This is a genomic window from Vibrio sp. 10N.222.49.C9 (genome assembly GCF_041474985.1).
In the GTDB taxonomy this organism is placed as follows: domain Bacteria; phylum Pseudomonadota; class Gammaproteobacteria; order Enterobacterales; family Vibrionaceae; genus Vibrio; species Vibrio crassostreae_C.
Map to the genome: position 1 here is coordinate 149,161 of NZ_JBFRVD010000020.1, position 17,058 is coordinate 166,218.

Consider the following 17,058-nt stretch of genomic DNA (forward strand, 5'->3'; position numbering starts at 1 on the left):
TATAGACCTAATTTAGCTTGTAAAAAACGGTCGATAACGGCGGCAAACGCAGCTCAATCGATGTGTCTAGCCCTTCGCTCTCTACAGATTCAATCTCAGCAGTCTGCTTCACTTCAAAACCGCTGCCTGCATAGTCGACAGAGTCTGTATTCAACAACAATGCGTATTCACCTTTTGCAGGAACACCTAAGCGGAAATGCTCGTGAGGCACTGGCGTAAAGTTAGAAACCACCAATACACGCTCGCCTGATTCACTGATACGCTCATGAGCTAAGATACTCGCTTCAGCTGAATCCTGTAGACGCCATTCAAAACCTTTCGGGTCGAAATCAAGATCATGCATTGCAGCTTCAGAACGGTAAAGATTGTTCAAATCTTTCGTTAAGCGCTGAACACCTTGATGACGTTCATAATCTAGCAAGAACCATTGCAGTTGATCATCGTGGTTCCATTCCGCCGTCTGACCAAATTCAGCACCCATGAAGTTCAGCTTCTTACCTGGTTGCGCATACATGTAACCCATATAAGCACGTAGGTTTGCCGTTTGCTGCCATTCATCACCAGGCATCTTGTTGTGGATAGAACCTTTACCGTAAACCACCTCATCGTGAGACAGAGACAATACATAATTCTCACTGTGTGCGTAAACCAGTGGGAAGGTAATCGTATCGTGGTGATATTTACGGTTGATTGGGTCTTCTTGAATGTAAGACAAGCTGTCGTGCATCCAACCCATGTTCCACTTAAAGCCAAAGCCTAAGCCGCCCATAAAAGTCGGTGCTGAAACACCAGGGAAAGCCGTTGATTCTTCAGCAATCGTCATCGCATTCGGAAAGTGTTTATACACTTCTTCGTTCATCCACTTAAGGGTTGCGATAGCGTCGTAGTTTTCGTTGCCGCCATCCGCATTCGGGATCCATTGGTCATGGCTACGCGAATAGTCGAGGTACAACATCGAAGCAACCGCATCAACACGGATGCCATCAATGTGGAATTGCTCGAACCAGTACAGTGCATTAGAAACTAAGAAACGACGAACATGCTCTTTACCTAAATCGTAAATGTACGAGTTCCAATCTTGATGCCAACCACGACGTGGATCTGGATCATGGAATAATGGCGTACCATCGAAGTTTGCTAGGCCGTGATCATCACTTGGGAAGTGAGCAGGAACCCAGTCCAGAACAACGCCAAGACCCGCTTGGTGACATTGATCGACGAAGTATTTGAAATCATCTGGAGAGCCAAAACGGCTAGTCGGTGCAAATAGACCTACAGGCTGATAGCCCCAAGAACCGTAGAATGGATGTTCTGAAACTGGCATTAGTTCAACGTGCGTGTAGCCAAGATCCGTTAGGTATGGGATCAGCTCTGCCGCAAGCTCGCGATAATTTAAGAATTCACCTTCAGCGTTACGCTTCCAAGAACCTGCATGCAATTCATAGAACGAAAGCGCTTCTTTGCGCTTTTGCGTTACCGGGCGATTTTGCCATTGAGTATCTTGCCACTGGTAACGAGCGTGATCGTAAGTTACAGATGAGAACGATGGGTATTGCTCAGAGTAGAAACCCCATGGGTCAGCTTTGTGTGGTAAGCCTTCGCCATTTGGTCCTTTTAATTCAAACTTGTATTGAGCGCCTTCTTCCAGTTCAGGAATGAATAAGCCCCACATACCGTAATCTAGGCGTTGCATTGGGTGGCGGCGACCATCCCAAGCGTTGAAGTTACCCACCAAGCTTACCGCAGTTGCATGCGGTGCGTACACCAAGAAACGCGTACCTGAAATCGTCTGTCCATCACGCTCTAGCGTAATAAACTGAGCCCCCATGTGATGATACATATCTTTCGGTGTATGAAGATCTTCATAACTCGCGTACAGATCGTGGTACTGGTAAGGATCATCGATGATCTGTTCTACGCCAGCCCAATCAACCGCAAGCTTATAGTGAGTAAAACGTAAGTCTCTCTCTTGCTTAAGAATGAAACCACTTTCACCCTCTCGCGCTAACTCAATACGAGGTTCCTTTCCAACAATCAACTCGACTTTATCTGCCCCAGGAATCCACACACGTAATGCACCTTGCTCAGAAGGTAGGTATGGCCCTAAAAACGCGAATGGGTCTGTGAAACAAGCCTGTGATAGTTGGGTATATATTTGTTTTTGCTTTGAAATCGAACTTAGTTCCAAAACGTTTCTCCCTAACCAAACATCCAAAAAACATAATACAAAAATGCCCGCTATTAGTGCGGGCAATATAACGACGGTTTATTCTACCAGATGAGCATTCATTATTGAGTGACCGAGGTTGTAGTTTCGTACGGCGTAAGCAAAAAACCACCTAATTTCAAGTCACTCACGTCATTACTTAGCGGCTTTTTCTCGAACGTCAGTCAGCTTAGAAGCGATACGATTAACGCCTTCGTGAGCAAATATTTCGTCCAAGTTCATTGATAGTTTACGACGCCAGTTAGGGTATTCATCAACCGTGCCAGGAATGTTTACTGGCTTGTCCATCTCTAGCCAATCTTCTAGCTGAACGCTCAGTAGTGTTGAACCACCAGCCGCTACGTGCAGTTGAAGTGCCTCAGCAAGGTAAGAGTCCATCGGTACTTGGCTCGCATCGCGGCCCACACCTTCTGGTAGGAAACCATGCCATGCTACTGAATCTAAGATACCTTGCTTGCACTCTAGGCGGTCATCGAACAAGGTTTCTAATTGTTCTGCATCTGGATATAAGCCAATCTCTTGGCCCATTTTCAGGTCATCACAGTGCCAGAAGCCACGAAGCGTTGGCATATCGTGAGTACACAGTGCCGCCATCGATTGTGATGCGTAGTGTTTTGGTGAGATGAAACCACCGTCATCTTCTGATGTTTCGAAGAAGAACACTTTGTAAGAGTGCACGCCAGCATCTGCAAGGATGTCGACAATCTGATCCGGTACCGTTCCTAAATCTTCACCGATAACGCTACATTGGTAACGGTGAGATTCAAGCGCCAGAATAGACAGCATATCTTGTACTGGGTAGTAGATGTACGCGCCCTTAGTTGCGTTCTCACCCTTTGGAATCCACCACAAGCGCAGTAGACCTAAAACGTGGTCGATACGCAGTGCACCACAGTGCTTCATGTTCGCACGAAGTAGCTTGATGTAAGCGTCGTAGCTTGTTTCTTGAAGCACTTCTGGGTTTAACGGAGGTAGACCCCAGTTCTGACCCAAAGGACCAAGAATATCAGGTGGAGCACCAATGCTCGCATCCATCACTAGGTTGCCTTCGTCAGCCCAAGTCTCGCTGCCTGAATCTGCAACACCTACCGCTAAGTCACGGTACAGGCCAACAGCCATGCCCTTCTCTTCTGCAAGAGACTGTGCATCGTTGATCTGGCAATCTGCTAGCCATTGCAGGTACATGTACAGATGAACGTTTTCTAAGTTCTCTTTGATGTATTTCTGTGTCGCTGGGCTGTCGAATGTACGGTACTTCTCAGGGAATACCGGCCATCCCCACATGCCAGAATCTTCTGCATGCAGTTCACCATGTAGAGCATCAAACGCCGCTTGATGCATCAGGCTATCGCCACCCTCTTCTACGAAGGCTAAGAACGCTTGTGCACGGTCGCTGTTTTTGTCTAGATGACGAGTCTTAAATTCTGCGAATAGCAGAGGCAAGATGCTCATCTTAAGCTCAGACACTTCGGTGTAGTTTACCCAGTGTGCTTCACGCGCTTTTTGTAGACGCTGTTGGAACTCTGCGCTGCCGACTGTTTGTTGTGCTTCTGCACTTAGTGCAAATTCAGGAACTGAACTCACATCAATGTATAAGATGTTCAACCAGCGACGAGAAGATGGGCTATATGGGCTCGCACCTTCAGGGTTCGCAGGGAACAATGAGTGAATTGGGTTTAGACCAACGAAGTCACCACCACGAGAAGCGATATCCGCAACAAGCTGTTTTAGGTCTCCGAAATCACCAATACCCCAGTTATGCTGAGTTCTTAGGGTATAAAGTTGAACACTGGGTCCCCAAAGCTTTTTGCCTTGCTCGATTGGTGACTGCTTGAAACACGCTTTTGGCGTAATAATCAGTGTCATCTCGTAAGGCTTCTTACGGCGCTTACGGCTCACAATGAGCTTGTGATAACCCCATGCCAAATCACTTGGCAATGCAAACACTAAAGGGCCACCCTCGGCACGCTCGTCACGAATGACTTGAGATTGAAGATAGCCTTCAAGTACCTCTCCTTGCTCGGTTTCTAAGCGCCAGCTGAACTCACTTTCACGAGCACTTACACCTAGATTAAGCGCCACTTCTACTGGCTCACCGTCACGCAAGACAAGAACTGGGTCTAGTACATCTTTTTTGTGTTTTCTTTCTGCTGACTTAAGCAGTGCATCATCGCTGCTTGTATCGTAGCCCAACGAAGCCAATAGAGACGTGATCGTCTCGTCTGATACTTGTGCTTCATCGCCCCACGCACTAACGTAACTGTCGGCAATGTTTGCCATTTCTGCGACTTGTTTTAATACGGTCTGTTCTTTCATCGCTCTCTCCGAAAACGTTCTGACGCTTTCTATTTTGTAGGGTTGTTAATTTAATTTTTACTAATCAATTAGCTTGTGACAATCGGTTTGTAAGCAGCTTGTTTATAAACGAAACCTTTAAGCCTTTCGTTTGCTCACAAGCTAATTGAGCCAAGGCAGAAACTGCCTTGGCTACTTTGGAAGTATTAACGGTTAACCGCTTCAAGTTTCCAGATGTTGTTCACGTAGTCGCGGATAGAGCGGTCTGATGTGAACTTACCAACCAATGCTGTGTTAAGAATTGCTTTCTTAGCCCAACCTGCTTGGTCTTTGTATTGCGTGCCCATGTCTTCGTGCGCTTTCACGTAAGATGCGAAGTCAGCAAGACATAGGTAAGGGTCACCACCGTCTAGCAGGCTATCAAACGTTGCACGTAGAAGGCCTGGTTGACCTGGAGTGAACTCATCGCCAGTCAGTAGGTCTAGAGATGCTTTCAGTAGTGGGTCTGCATTGTAGTAGTCGTATGGGTTGTAGCCTTGAGCTTTCAGAGCTTGAACACCATCAACGTCTAGGCCGAAGATGTAGATGTTTTCATCACCCACTTCTTCACGAATCTCAACGTTTGCACCATCCATCGTACCGATAGTTAGCGCGCCGTTTAGAGCCATCTTCATGTTGCCCGTACCAGATGCTTCTTTACCCGCTAGTGAGATTTGCTGAGAAACGTCTGCTGCAGGGATGATGATTTCAGCCATGCTTACACGGTAGTCAGGAATGAATACCACTTTCAGTTTGTTACCGATGCGAGGGTCGTTGTTGATCTTCTCTGCAATCTTGTTAACCGCGAAGATGATCTCTTTCGCTAGGTGGTAACCCGGTGCTGCTTTCGCTGCGAAGAAACATACGCGTGGCTCACACTCGAAACCAGGTTCGTTAAGAATACGGTGGTACAGAGATAGAATGTGTAGCAAATCTAGGTGCTGACGCTTGTATTCGTGAAGACGTTTGATTTGAACGTCAAAGATAGCGTTAGTATCTAGCTCGATACCCATGTTCTCTTGAACCCAATCAGCTAGGCGCTGTTTGTTTTCTTTCTTAACAGCCATGAATTCTTTTTGGAATTTCGCGTCTGTTGCAAACTTAGCGATGCCTTCTAGCTGCTCAAGTTTTGCTGGCCATTCAGTGCCGATCTTACCCGTGATTAGCGTAGATAGACCTGGGTTACAGAACTTCAACCAACGACGTGGCGTGATGCCGTTCGTTACGTTAGTCAGTTTACCTGGGAAGATTTCGTTGAACTCAGGGAACAAGTCTTTCTTAACCAGTTGTGAGTGAAGCGCAGCTACACCGTTTACTTTGTAAGAACCAATCACACATAGGTTTGCCATGCGAACCATGCGGTGGAAACCTTCTTGGATGATAGAAAGCTTCGCTTGCTTCTCACCGTCACCAGGCCACATCTTGCGAACTTCTTGCATGAAGCGGTGGTTGATTTCAAAAATGATTTCCATGTGACGTGGAAGAAGACGGTTGATCAGTGATTCAGACCAAGTCTCTAGTGCTTCAGGAAGTAGTGTGTGGTTCGTGTATGCGAACGTATGAGCACTGATTTCCCATGCTTGGTCCCAAGATAGACCTTTCTCGTCAATCAAGATGCGCATTAGCTCAGGAATCGCAATCGTTGGGTGCGTATCGTTAAGCTGAATCGTTTCTTGCTTAGGCAGATCTTCTAGAGAGAAACCTGCTGCTTCGTGACGACGTAGAATATCGCGAACAGACGCTGCTGAGTGGAAGTACTGCTGCATTAGGCGCAGAGTCTTGCCTTTCTCGTGGTTGTCGTTCGGATAAAGTACTTTAGTGATGTTACCTGCATCGATTAGCGAGTGTTGCGCTTCGAAGTAGTCACCGTTGTTAAAGCTTGCTAGTGAGAATGGTGCAATTGCCTGACATTCCCAAAGACGCAATGGGTAAACCGTGTTTGACTCGTAACCTACGATAGGTAGATCCCAAGGCATTGCTTTCACTTCCATACCTGGAACCCAAGTACGTACTTCTTTACCGTCGATGAATTCAACTTCTACATGACCGTAAAAACCAATGTGTTGTGCTAGTTCTGGACGAGCCACTTCCCATGGGTAACCTTCAACACCGCGCCATGCGTCAGGTGCTTCTTGCTGACGACCGTCTTGGAAAGACTGTTTGAATAGACCGTATTCGTAGTGAAGACCGTAGCCTACTGTTGGGTATTCTTGAGCGGCACAAGAATCCATGAAACAAGCAGCTAGACGACCAAGACCACCATTACCTAGTGATGGGTCACGTTCTTCTTCTAGAAGGTCAGTTAGGTTTTGACCTAGCTCTTCCATTGCATGAGTGATCTGTTCGTATAGACCCATGCTGATCAGGTTGTTACCTGTTAGACGGCCAATCAAAAACTCAAGTGATAGGTAGTTAACGCTCTTCGCGTTCTTAATTTTTTCGTCATTTTCAGTTTCTAACAGATCAAATGTTGTGAGTTCTGCTAGCGCACGCCCCATTGCTAGGTACCATGCGCGGCTATCTGCGTTTTCAATCGTTGTTGCGTAGGTTGCAGATAAATGTTTCTTAACACTCTCTTGGAATGACACTTTATCGAAAGTTTTTTGCTGAGTTGGTTTCATTTCAGAAATCTCGCTTTTAATAGTTCTAATTCATCTGTGACATATCGTGCATGGTCACCATAAACTAAACATCCTCCCGCTAATGCAACTGACTAGGAGTAGATGGGAGGGCGTAGGGGGCGTACCGACTTAGGGTTAGTGATCTGACTCTCATGTTCTGACTGCGAACAAAAACTTGGAGTGACTAAGATCACAAGCTCCCGTTCGATAACTTAACTTCAATTGATGTGACTTTTATTTAACCCATTTAAAGTCATTGCCAAATCTGAGTTTCAGATCACGAAAATAATTTCCAACTCTCATCTTTTGCATTGATTCCCGTGTAGGGATGAACGAAGTCACATTCACAAACCAACCCGCAACGTGAGCAAAGTCTCAAATAAAGGGCGTAGACACCCAAAAACATGCAGGAGTGCAAGGTTTCTGAGGAGGATCGTAGTCGGTAACGTTTGGCTTCACGTAATATGAGTAAAGACTTAAGTAATTAGGCTCATGTCATTGGAGTGCACTCAACGATAGATTGGGATATTCCAGAACATAGCCACGGAATAGGTGTAAAACTTCGATATGTGGATCCCTTCGAAACTGACTCGTCCCGGCCGCTTACATAATGCAATCCTACGACCTAGGGTTCTCGATCTGCTTCACAATGCAGATTGCTATAAGCTTGTGTTGTTCCGCTCTCCAGCGGGCTACGGCAAAACCACCATGGCTGCACAATGGTTGGTAGATAAACCTAATGTGGGTTGGTACAGCATTGATGATAGCGACAATGATGCCTTCCGCTTTATCAACTACCTACTTCAATCACTTAATAAAGCGACTCAAAATGCCTGTCCGAATGCCCAAAAACTGGCAGAAAAGCGACAGTTTTCATCGCTGCATTCTTTATTAAGTGAAGTATTTGCCGAGATGTCGGAATTCCATCACGAGTGCTTTCTGGTGTTGGATGACTATCACTTGGTCAACAATGACGACATCCACGAAGCCATGCGCTTCTTCCTCAAACACATGCCCGATAACCTAACGTTGGTTGTCACCAGTCGTGGTACGCCACCACTTGGTACAGCAAACCTGCGCGTTCGTGACTTAATGATCGAATTAGGTAATGACTCGTTGGCGTTTGATACCGAAGAAACCACACGCTTTTTCAACCAACGCGTAGCCGACGGCATTGATGACACCACGGCAGATAGCATTTGTAGTTATGTAGAAGGTTGGCCTTCTGCACTGCAACTTATCGCGCTACAAGCACAACACCAAAAACGCACTCTTGCACAGTCCGCGGAGTCGTTCTCTCACTTTAACCACGCCCATCTTTGGGACTACTTGGTTGAAGAAGTATTCGACCTGCTAGACAAAGAAACCCGACAGTTCTTGATGCAGTGTTCAGTGCTTGATCACTTCAACGACGAGCTTGTTTGCGCACTAACACAACGTGAAGACGCGCTCGGTATGATCGAATCACTTAACCGATTTGGTTTGTTCATCTACCCTCTTGAGGGCGAGAAAAACTGGTACCGCTTCCATAATCTATTTGGTGAGTTCCTCGCCCACGAGCGCCAAGCTCGAATTCCTCAGCAAGAAGCTGAACTGCATCGAAGTGCTGCAAAAGCGTGGATCAAGCAAAACACACCACACCAAGCACTACGTCACGCACAGCGCGCTGAAGATCCAGAACTGATCATTCAAATCCTGACTGAGCACGGTTGGCCGATGTTCAACCAAGGTGAGCTGTCGTCACTAGAGATGGCGATCAAGCAACTGACTACCGACCAACTTTACAGTGAGCCAAAGCTTTCGATGTTGCGTGCTTGGCTTGCACAAAGTCAGCACCGTTATGACCAAGTGGGTACTTTGTTGGAAGAGGCTGAGACTCAATATCAAGCGCGAAACATTGAACTCGATACTCAGCAGCAAGGCCAATACAACGCCTTACGCGCACAAGTTGCCATCAACAGCAATGAGCCTGAGAAAGCATTGGAATTGGCTGAGCTTTCGTTGAGTCAGTTGAACACCACCGTTTATCGTAGCCGCATTGTCGCAACCTCGGTTGTGGGCGAAGTGAATCACGTAATGGGTAACCTAAGCCGTGCGCTACCGATGATGCAACAAACAGAAAAACTGGCACGTCAGTATCAGGTTTACCATCAGGCCCTGTGGGCGATTCTGCAACAAAGCGAAATCTTGATTGCTCAAGGTTATGTTCAAGCTGCATTTGAGCTACAAGACAGTGCATTCAAATTGATTGAAGAACATCAGCTGCAATACGTACCTCTGCACGAATTCTTGCTGCGTGTTCGCGCTCAGATCTTCTGGTGTTGGAACCGACTAGATGAAGCGGAAGAGTGTTGCTACAAAGGCTTAGATATCCTTGGTCACCACTCTCCGAGTAAACACCTGCACAGCTATTCTATGTTGGCTCGTATTTCATTGAGCCGTGGTGAGATTGATAAAGCGTCGAAATTTATCGACCAGATTCAGCACCTATTGCGTCAATCGACTTACCACGTAGATTGGACGGCAAATGCTTCTCTTTCTTTGATTCTGTTCTGGCAAGTAAAAGGCGATAAAGAAGCTATCCGTGATTGGCTGAGTGTGGCTGTTCGACCTGAATCGGCAAGTAACCACTTCTGCCAACTTCAGTGGCGAAACATCGTTCGTGCTCACATCATCCTTGAGCAGTATGAAGACGCAGAAGAAGCGCTGACCTTCCTTAAGAGTGAAGCCCAGCGTTCGCACCTGATTACAGACACCAACCGCAACTTGATCGTTGAAGCCGTGTTACGTACACAAATTAACGATGAAGACAGCGCACGAATACTACTCGAAGAAGCGCTTCATATGACTAACCAAACCGGTATGGTCGGTAACTTCTTGGTAGACGGTGGGACTATCGGGCATATCTTGGATAAGTTGAGCAACAAGCCAGGCTTAGGTGATTTAGAACGTCACCGCGCACAACAAATCATGAAAGATATTTCCGCGACCCAACGCAGCCGCTCGGTTCACTTCGATGAAGACTTTGTTGAGAACTTGGTTAATCACCCGAACATTCCTGAGCTTGTGCGTACTAGCCCACTCACCCAGCGTGAATGGCAAGTACTTGGTCTGATCTACTCAGGATTCAGTAATGAGCAGATCGCTCAAGAACTCGATGTAGCGGGTACCACAATCAAGACTCACATCCGTAACCTTTACCAAAAGCTCAATATTGCTAACCGTAAAGAAGCAATCAGCACAGCGGAGAACTTGCTGCAGTTGATGGGGTACTAAAACGGATTCGAGATTCGAGATTCGAGATTCGAGAAAAGTTTAAGCTAGTCACCTATGGTGGCTGGCTTTTTTTCATCTGAAGTTTAGAGCCTAAAAGTGTAGGAACGGGAAATGAAAAAAGACAATCACCAAATGACAAGCAAAAAAATAGCCAACCGCAATAATCGCGATTGGCTCTATATATTTGTGAACAAATCATAAGTTCACTAACAACGTCAGTTGGCTAGGTGACCCTCGGCTTAAGAAGGGTCAATGTATATAATGCAGTTAGCGTGCCAACTTTTATTCGACGTTTTATAAGCCCTGCATCGCATAAAAACCATGAATTTGTCATGCGAATTGCAAAGTGCATTTGCATAATGCAACCAAGATGCAATATCGATAAGAGATCAGTTTCATCGCTGCTCTTAATGACAAATCACTAAGTGGTTGTTATATTAAATGTTAGGCAAATATTCACTTCAACTTATTACGTTACAATTAATAGAGTAATAAAAGCCTTTCCCCAAAAGCATATCCATACTTTTTTTACACTAAAGTTTGTATACTGCACAAAATCATCCTCAACTCTATGAAGCAATGAACTACTTAAGTACTTTTTTCAAAGGCATGGCTATGGGCGCAGCAGACGTTGTTCCTGGCGTGTCGGGCGGAACCATCGCATTCATCACTGGTATCTACGATACGCTGCTAGAAAGCATTCGCAGAATTAACCCTAGCGTACTTGGCTTATGGAAACGCGAAGGCTTCAAAGCCGCGTTTAATCACATCAATGGTTTCTTCCTAATTTCACTGTTCGCGGGCGTATTCACGAGCATTGCGACATTCGCAAAATTGATTTCTTGGTTATTAGTCACCCACCCTGTTCCACTGTGGTCTTTCTTCTTCGGCCTGATCTTGGTCTCGGTTTTCCATATTCTTAAGCAAGTAGAGAAACGCGATATGATTCGCTTCGTGTTTTTGCTGCTTGGCGTTGCTTTCGCTTATAGCATTACCGTGCTTAAACCGCTGCAAATGGAACCAACCAGCATCAACGTATTGATTGCGGGTGCGATTGCTATCTGCGCGATGATTTTACCCGGTATTTCAGGCAGCTTTATTCTGCTCCTGATTGGCATGTATGGCCCCGTGCTTGGCGCCGTTAAATCATTTCAAGTCGATGTACTTGCGCTATTCCTTGCGGGCTGTGTGATCGGACTGCTGACTTTCTCACATGTACTGTCTTGGCTATTGCGTTCATTCCGCGACTTCACATTGGTATTCTTAACCGGTTTGATGATCGGTACGCTGCCTAAGATCTGGCCTTGGAAAGAGACCATCAGCTGGCGCACAAACTCAAAAGGTGAACAAGTTCCTCTGATTCAAGAAAACCTGTCACCGTTTGATTTTGAAGCCGTAACTTCTCAGCCTTCTCAGCTGGTAATGGCTATTGTGATGATGTTTGTTGCGATTGCATTGGTTCTAGGACTAGAGAAGTTTGCAGAGCGTAATGCTGACTAATCATTCAGCCAGCTTCTGGAAAGCGTTTAGAACGGATAATGCTTAGAAATACTAAGCTCACATATCTATTAAACAGACAAAAGCGAAGCCAATGGCTTCGCTTTTTTAGTTCTACCATACGCACAAAATTGCTTTTTGATACAAGCACGTATTGAGGGGTGTGATAACATCGCCGCTCTTATAAAATTAAATGAGAACACGACATGCACTCTGCATTAAAGGTTGCTGCTGTTGGGATCGCTCTCGTGGCAGGCTTTTATGGGCCGCAAGCAATTCAGCAATTTAAATCAGCGATGGAGCACTCAACTGCCGACGTCAGCTTGGATGATTACTGCATGCTTTCAACCACATCGTGTGAGCAGGAATCCATTTCAATGTCGCTTGACCGAGAAACCGCGCAACCTCTTCTACCCACAAAGATAAAGGTAGTTTGGGAAGGTGCTGCATCTGAGACACTGGTGTTATCGCTCACAGGTTTAGAAATGGAAATGGGATCAGCGCGTTTTCAATTAAAGAGCATTGGCAACAATACCTATGAAGGTGATGTGATTTTACCTGTATGTACTTTAGATAAAATGACATGGATCGGTGAACTCACTGATGGTGTCGATACTGTAAACCCTGCAATAAGGATGGCAAGATGAGTAGAAATTGGTCGTTAGCATTGGTTGTCGCTTTTGTACTTGGCTTTGGTGTCAAAAGCTATCTTGATGGGCAAAACGAAGTTCAAGAACAACACGCTGCAAAACAAGAGTTCTCCGCAACGACTCTTTTCGGCAAAGACAACCAACCAACGGAAATCTTTGACCAAACCGATGACAGAATTCGTATCGTTTACTTCGGTTTCACACGCTGCCCAGATGTGTGCCCCACTTCTTTGGCTATGTTGGCCGGAGCACTTAACCAAGTCTCTGATGAAGCAAAAGCCAAGATTCGCCCGATGTTTGTCTCTCTCGACCCTGAGCGTGATGCAGCAGAAGCCTCATACGAATACGCACAATACTTCCACCCAATGATGGAAGGATTAAGTGGTCCTTTGGATGTGACAACCACGCTTGCACACAACTACGGTGTTATTTTCAGAAAGACCAAGCTGGAAGGTTCAGAGTTGGAATACACCCTAGACCACAGCTCATATTTTTATTTTTTAAAGCCCGACGGTACCTTGATTACCAAAGTACCGCACACGTTGACGCCAGCGCCAATTGTTGAGGCTATCAACAAGCTGACGCAGTAAAACGTAAAAACAAAGAACTTACTCAATAAAGTTCAAAAAAAGTCAGGTCCCAGACCAAAAACATAAAAATTAAGGACAACAACATGAAGTTAAAAGCACTTGCTCTAGCAGGCTTATTGCTCACCCCTTTTGCTCAGGCTAGTAGCGATATTATGGTTCATGACGCGTACGCTCGTGCAACCCCGCCTTCAGCAGTGAACAGCGCGGTGTTCACGACTCTGATGAACCACAGCGATAAAGATCGCGCTATTGTTTCTGCAACAACACCTGCAGCAGGTAAAGTAGAACTTCATGATGTAATCATGGATGGCGATGTTATGAAAATGCGCCAAGTTCAAGAGATCACCATCCCTGCAAACGGTGAAGCGGTACTTAAACCTGGTAGCCTACACATCATGTTGTTCGACCTAAAAAGTAGCCTAAAAGAAGGTGAGCAAATCGAGATGACTCTGACTTTCGCTAACGGTGAAACGCAAACCTTCGACGCACCAGTGAAGAAAGTGATGAGCGGCATGAAAAAGATGAACCACGACCATCATTAATCGTATTCACAATTGATAAAATAATTTAAGCCACGATGACTTCTCGCCATCGTGGCTTTTTGTTAAACTGAGCGCGCTTTTTATTCAAAGCCTGAACACATTAATAAACCAAGGAGAATAGAAGATGATTGTAATGAAAACACTAAAACTGGCAGTAAAAGTAACGCGTTAATTTGTTTGGTTAATCAAACTTTAATCTCGAACTACCAACATTAAGCCATCAGCTGGCTACCGCACACTTTTACCCGGTTTACTGTTGATCGTAAGTGATCAATATCTGCATGCCTGTAAAGCATGACTCAAATCCGGGGTCCTATCGATTTTGAATTCGACCCAAGCTCAAACATTTTTGACGTCTCGACGCTTTTTGAACTGACCAACGCTTTTCGATCTCATCGACAACCTGAGATCTTACAAGACGTTAATGCTCTCATAAGAAAAGAAAGCTCGCACGTCTGGGTAAATAGACATGAATTCACAAAACGCATTTTCTCATCCAATGTCACTTCAACAACTTGGATGGCAACCTGTATTCCAACAACAACTGACACTCGAAGACTATGACCACTCCGTCATTGCTCGTATCGTCGCACATCACCGTAGTGGCTATACATTAGCGTCAGAGCAAGGTGAAATTGTTCTACCCATCCACCAAAACCAACCAGCAATGACCGTTGGCGACTGGGTGATTTTGAACTCTGATCTGCAATTCGACCGCTTACTAGACCGTCAATCGCTCTTCCGCCGTAAAGCTGCTGGCAGTCGCGTAGCTGAACAATATATTTCAGCCAATATCGACACGGTTTTTATCGTGGTTTCGTTAAATAACGACTTTAACCTAAGCCGCATCGAGCGTTATCTCGCTCTCGCTAATGAAGCGCAAGTTGAAGCCGTTATCGTACTCACCAAGAAAGACTTGTGTGACGACTACCAAGACAAAGTACAGCAAGTACAAAGCCTAGACCCAATGCTGATGATCGAAGCCGTTAATAGCCTAGACCAAGACTCTACTCAAGTATTGTCGCCTTGGTGTAAAACGGGCAAAACGGTGGCTTTGATGGGGTCGTCTGGTGTTGGGAAATCTACGCTGGTCAACTCGCTGCTTGGGGAGACTCAGCAGGCCACGGGTGGCATTCGTGAAGACGACAGCAAAGGTCGACACACAACGACGTCACGCTCACTGCATTTACTGACATCGGGCGGCTTACTGCTTGATACGCCAGGAATGCGAGAGTTGCAACTTGCAGACTGCGCCGAAGGGGTAAGCGAAACCTTTTCTGATGTCGAAGAGTTAGCTATGCACTGTCGTTTCTCTGATTGCCATCATGAATCAGAGCCTGGATGCAAAATACGCAAAGCCATTGAGAGTGGAGAGTTGTCTGAAAGACGATTTAATAACTATCAAAAGCTATTGCGAGAGCAAGCCAGAAATGGTGCCTCATTGGCAGAGCAACGTGCTAACAGTAAGCAGCTTTCGAAGATGTACAAAACCGTTCAATCAGAAAGTCGAAATCTTAAAAAAGCTTCTGACTAAACCTTTAAGTTAACGACTATAAGTTGTATTTGAGACAAGCTTAGCCCCTTAGTGTTAAACACGTGGGGCTTTTTGTTTCAATTTGGTCTTAGTGTGACTATTTATGCACACAATGTTCTTACCAATAGTCGTTTACATTTCCAAATTTACAGTATATTGAGTCTATTAAATGTCATTTTGTAGATTTATAGCTCAATCAAAACACATTTGATTAACATTTAGCTCTAAAAACACCACGTAGCGCAAACAATCACCCTAAAAGTAAACTATTCCTAGACACCCTCTTAGATCCCGCTAATATGACCGCCCATTCCACTAGTGTATAGTTGGATTTGGTACAACTTTATAAAAAAATACATCACTATAATAAATTAACAATTGCAGGTATTTTATGCAAAATCACAACATGCTCGCCCGCATCGCTCGTGGAAATCTCGTTCTACAGATCCTTGCTGGTATTGTTTTCGGTGTCGTTCTCGCCATGGTTTCTCCTTCAGCAGCTCAAGATGCAGGCCTATTAGGTAGTCTGTTTGTTGGTGCTCTGAAAGCTGTTGCCCCAATTTTAGTATTCATTCTTGTTGCAGCTTCTATCGCAAACCAAAAGAAAGGTCAGCATACTCATATGCGTCCAATCATTGTGCTTTACCTGATTGGTACGTTCTCTGCAGCACTGACTGCTGTAGTACTGAGCTTCATGTTCCCAACCACTTTGACACTGGTTGCTGGCGCTGAAGGTGCTAACCCTCCTCAAGGTATTGCAGAAGTTCTTCATACGCTTCTATTCAAGCTTGTAGATAACCCAGTTAGCGCACTAATGAACGCGAACTACATCGGTATTCTTGCTTGGGCAATCGGTCTTGGTCTTGCACTGCACCACGCATCTGCAACAACCAAAGCGGTTTTCGAAGACCTTAGCCACAGTGTTTCACACATTGTTCGCTTCATTATTCGTCTTGCGCCATTCGGTATCTTCGGTCTTGTTTCGGCTACATTCGCAACAACGGGCTTCGATGCACTAGCAAGCTACGGTCAACTGCTAGCGGTTCTACTAAGCTCAATGCTTATCATTGCTCTTGTCGTTAACCCACTGCTTGTCTTTGTAAAGACAAAACAGAACCCATACCCACTTGTACTGCAATGTATTCGTGAGTCTGGTGTAACGGCATTCTTCACTCGTTCAAGCGCTGCAAACATCCCAGTGAACATGAACCTTTGTAAGAAGCTAGAGCTAGATGAAGACACTTACTCTGTATCAATCCCTCTAGGCGCAACCATCAACATGGCAGGTGCTGCAATCACCATTACTGTGTTAACGCTTGCAGCTGTACACACAATGGGTATTGAGATTGATATCTTCACTGCGATTCTACTAAGCCTTGTTGCTGCAATTTCTGCATGTGGCGCATCAGGCGTTGCCGGTGGTTCACTGCTACTGATTCCTCTAGCTTGTGGCCTATTCGGTATCTCAAACGATGTAGCGATGCAGGTTGTAGCGGTTGGTTTCATCATTGGTGTGATTCAAGATTCTGCTGAAACAGCGCTTAACAGCTCAACTGACGTAGTGTTCACTGCGGCTGTATGTAAAGCTGAGCAAAACAAAGCTTAACAGCTCTTGGTATTAGGCTTTAGCTCTAAGCTCTAAGCTCTAAGCTCTAAGCTCTAAGCTCTAAGCTCTAAGCTCTAAAAGCAAATAGCACACAAATAAAAAGGGAAGCATTCGCTTCCCTTTTTTGTTGTCTTGGTTTTCTAGATTACGGTTAGAAGCTATATAGATTTATAGATTTATA

The 17,058-nt window shown here is 45.3% G+C and carries 10 protein-coding genes; 7 read left to right on the forward strand and 3 right to left on the reverse strand.

Annotated elements, in window-relative coordinates; all coding sequences use genetic code 11:
- Positions 1–7: 7 nt before the first annotated feature.
- The 3 genes from glgB to AB4585_RS09010 form a co-directional block, all read right to left on the reverse strand.
- Entirely contained in the window at positions 8–2,188 is a 2,181-nt protein-coding gene (gene glgB, locus AB4585_RS09000) for a 1,4-alpha-glucan branching protein GlgB (RefSeq protein WP_372169599.1), read from the reverse strand.
- A gap of 174 nt (positions 2,189–2,362) precedes the next feature.
- On the reverse strand, positions 2,363–4,543 hold the full coding sequence (gene malQ, locus AB4585_RS09005) for a 4-alpha-glucanotransferase (RefSeq protein WP_372155629.1): 2,181 nt from the start codon (positions 4,541–4,543) through the stop codon (positions 2,363–2,365).
- A 185-nt stretch (positions 4,544–4,728) separates the two neighbouring features.
- Positions 4,729–7,182, reverse strand: a complete 2,454-nt coding sequence (locus AB4585_RS09010) for a glycogen/starch/alpha-glucan phosphorylase (protein ID WP_069597239.1) — start codon at positions 7,180–7,182, stop codon at positions 4,729–4,731.
- Between the two features lie 567 nt (positions 7,183–7,749).
- Between AB4585_RS09010 and malT the strand changes: the two genes are divergently transcribed.
- From malT to sstT, 7 genes are all read left to right on the forward strand, one after another.
- Positions 7,750–10,458, forward strand: a complete 2,709-nt coding sequence (gene malT, locus AB4585_RS09015) for an HTH-type transcriptional regulator MalT (RefSeq protein WP_017061867.1) — start codon at positions 7,750–7,752, stop codon at positions 10,456–10,458.
- A 579-nt stretch (positions 10,459–11,037) separates the two neighbouring features.
- Entirely contained in the window at positions 11,038–11,958 is a 921-nt protein-coding gene (locus tag AB4585_RS09020) for a DUF368 domain-containing protein (protein WP_017066617.1), read from the forward strand.
- Positions 11,959–12,161: 203 nt separating this feature from the next.
- Positions 12,162–12,602, forward strand: coding sequence for a hypothetical protein (locus tag AB4585_RS09025; RefSeq protein WP_017061864.1), 441 nt, complete (start codon positions 12,162–12,164; stop codon positions 12,600–12,602).
- A complete protein-coding gene (locus tag AB4585_RS09030) occupies positions 12,599–13,195 on the forward strand; it encodes an SCO family protein (RefSeq protein WP_004732104.1) in 597 nt (198 codons plus the stop codon). Before AB4585_RS09025 ends, AB4585_RS09030 begins: the two co-directional genes overlap by 4 nt.
- A gap of 83 nt (positions 13,196–13,278) precedes the next feature.
- Positions 13,279–13,737, forward strand: coding sequence for a copper chaperone PCu(A)C (locus tag AB4585_RS09035; RefSeq protein WP_017068936.1), 459 nt, complete (start codon positions 13,279–13,281; stop codon positions 13,735–13,737).
- 469 nt (positions 13,738–14,206) lie between these two features.
- A complete protein-coding gene (gene rsgA, locus AB4585_RS09040; RefSeq protein ID WP_052879180.1) occupies positions 14,207–15,271 on the forward strand; it encodes a ribosome small subunit-dependent GTPase A in 1,065 nt (354 codons plus the stop codon).
- 391 nt (positions 15,272–15,662) lie between these two features.
- A complete protein-coding gene (gene sstT, locus AB4585_RS09045; RefSeq protein ID WP_017068938.1) occupies positions 15,663–16,877 on the forward strand; it encodes a serine/threonine transporter SstT in 1,215 nt (404 codons plus the stop codon).
- The last annotated feature ends 181 nt before the right edge of the window (positions 16,878–17,058 follow it).

What these genes read in the sequence shown, in the direction of transcription:
- AB4585_RS09020 (WP_017066617.1), top strand. Translation starts at nt 11,038, where the DNA reads ATGAACTACTTAAGTACTTTTTTCAAAGGCATGGCTATGGGCGCAGCA.
- AB4585_RS09010 (WP_069597239.1), bottom strand. Translation starts at nt 7,182, where the DNA reads ATGAAACCAACTCAGCAAAAAACTTTCGATAAAGTGTCATTCCAAGAG.
- sstT (WP_017068938.1), top strand. Translation starts at nt 15,663, where the DNA reads ATGCAAAATCACAACATGCTCGCCCGCATCGCTCGTGGAAATCTCGTT.
- rsgA (WP_052879180.1), top strand. Translation starts at nt 14,207, where the DNA reads ATGAATTCACAAAACGCATTTTCTCATCCAATGTCACTTCAACAACTT.
- malT (WP_017061867.1), top strand. Translation starts at nt 7,750, where the DNA reads ATGTGGATCCCTTCGAAACTGACTCGTCCCGGCCGCTTACATAATGCA.
- AB4585_RS09035 (WP_017068936.1), top strand. Translation starts at nt 13,279, where the DNA reads ATGAAGTTAAAAGCACTTGCTCTAGCAGGCTTATTGCTCACCCCTTTT.
- AB4585_RS09025 (WP_017061864.1), top strand. Translation starts at nt 12,162, where the DNA reads ATGCACTCTGCATTAAAGGTTGCTGCTGTTGGGATCGCTCTCGTGGCA.
- malQ (WP_372155629.1), bottom strand. Translation starts at nt 4,543, where the DNA reads ATGAAAGAACAGACCGTATTAAAACAAGTCGCAGAAATGGCAAACATT.
- AB4585_RS09030 (WP_004732104.1), top strand. Translation starts at nt 12,599, where the DNA reads ATGAGTAGAAATTGGTCGTTAGCATTGGTTGTCGCTTTTGTACTTGGC.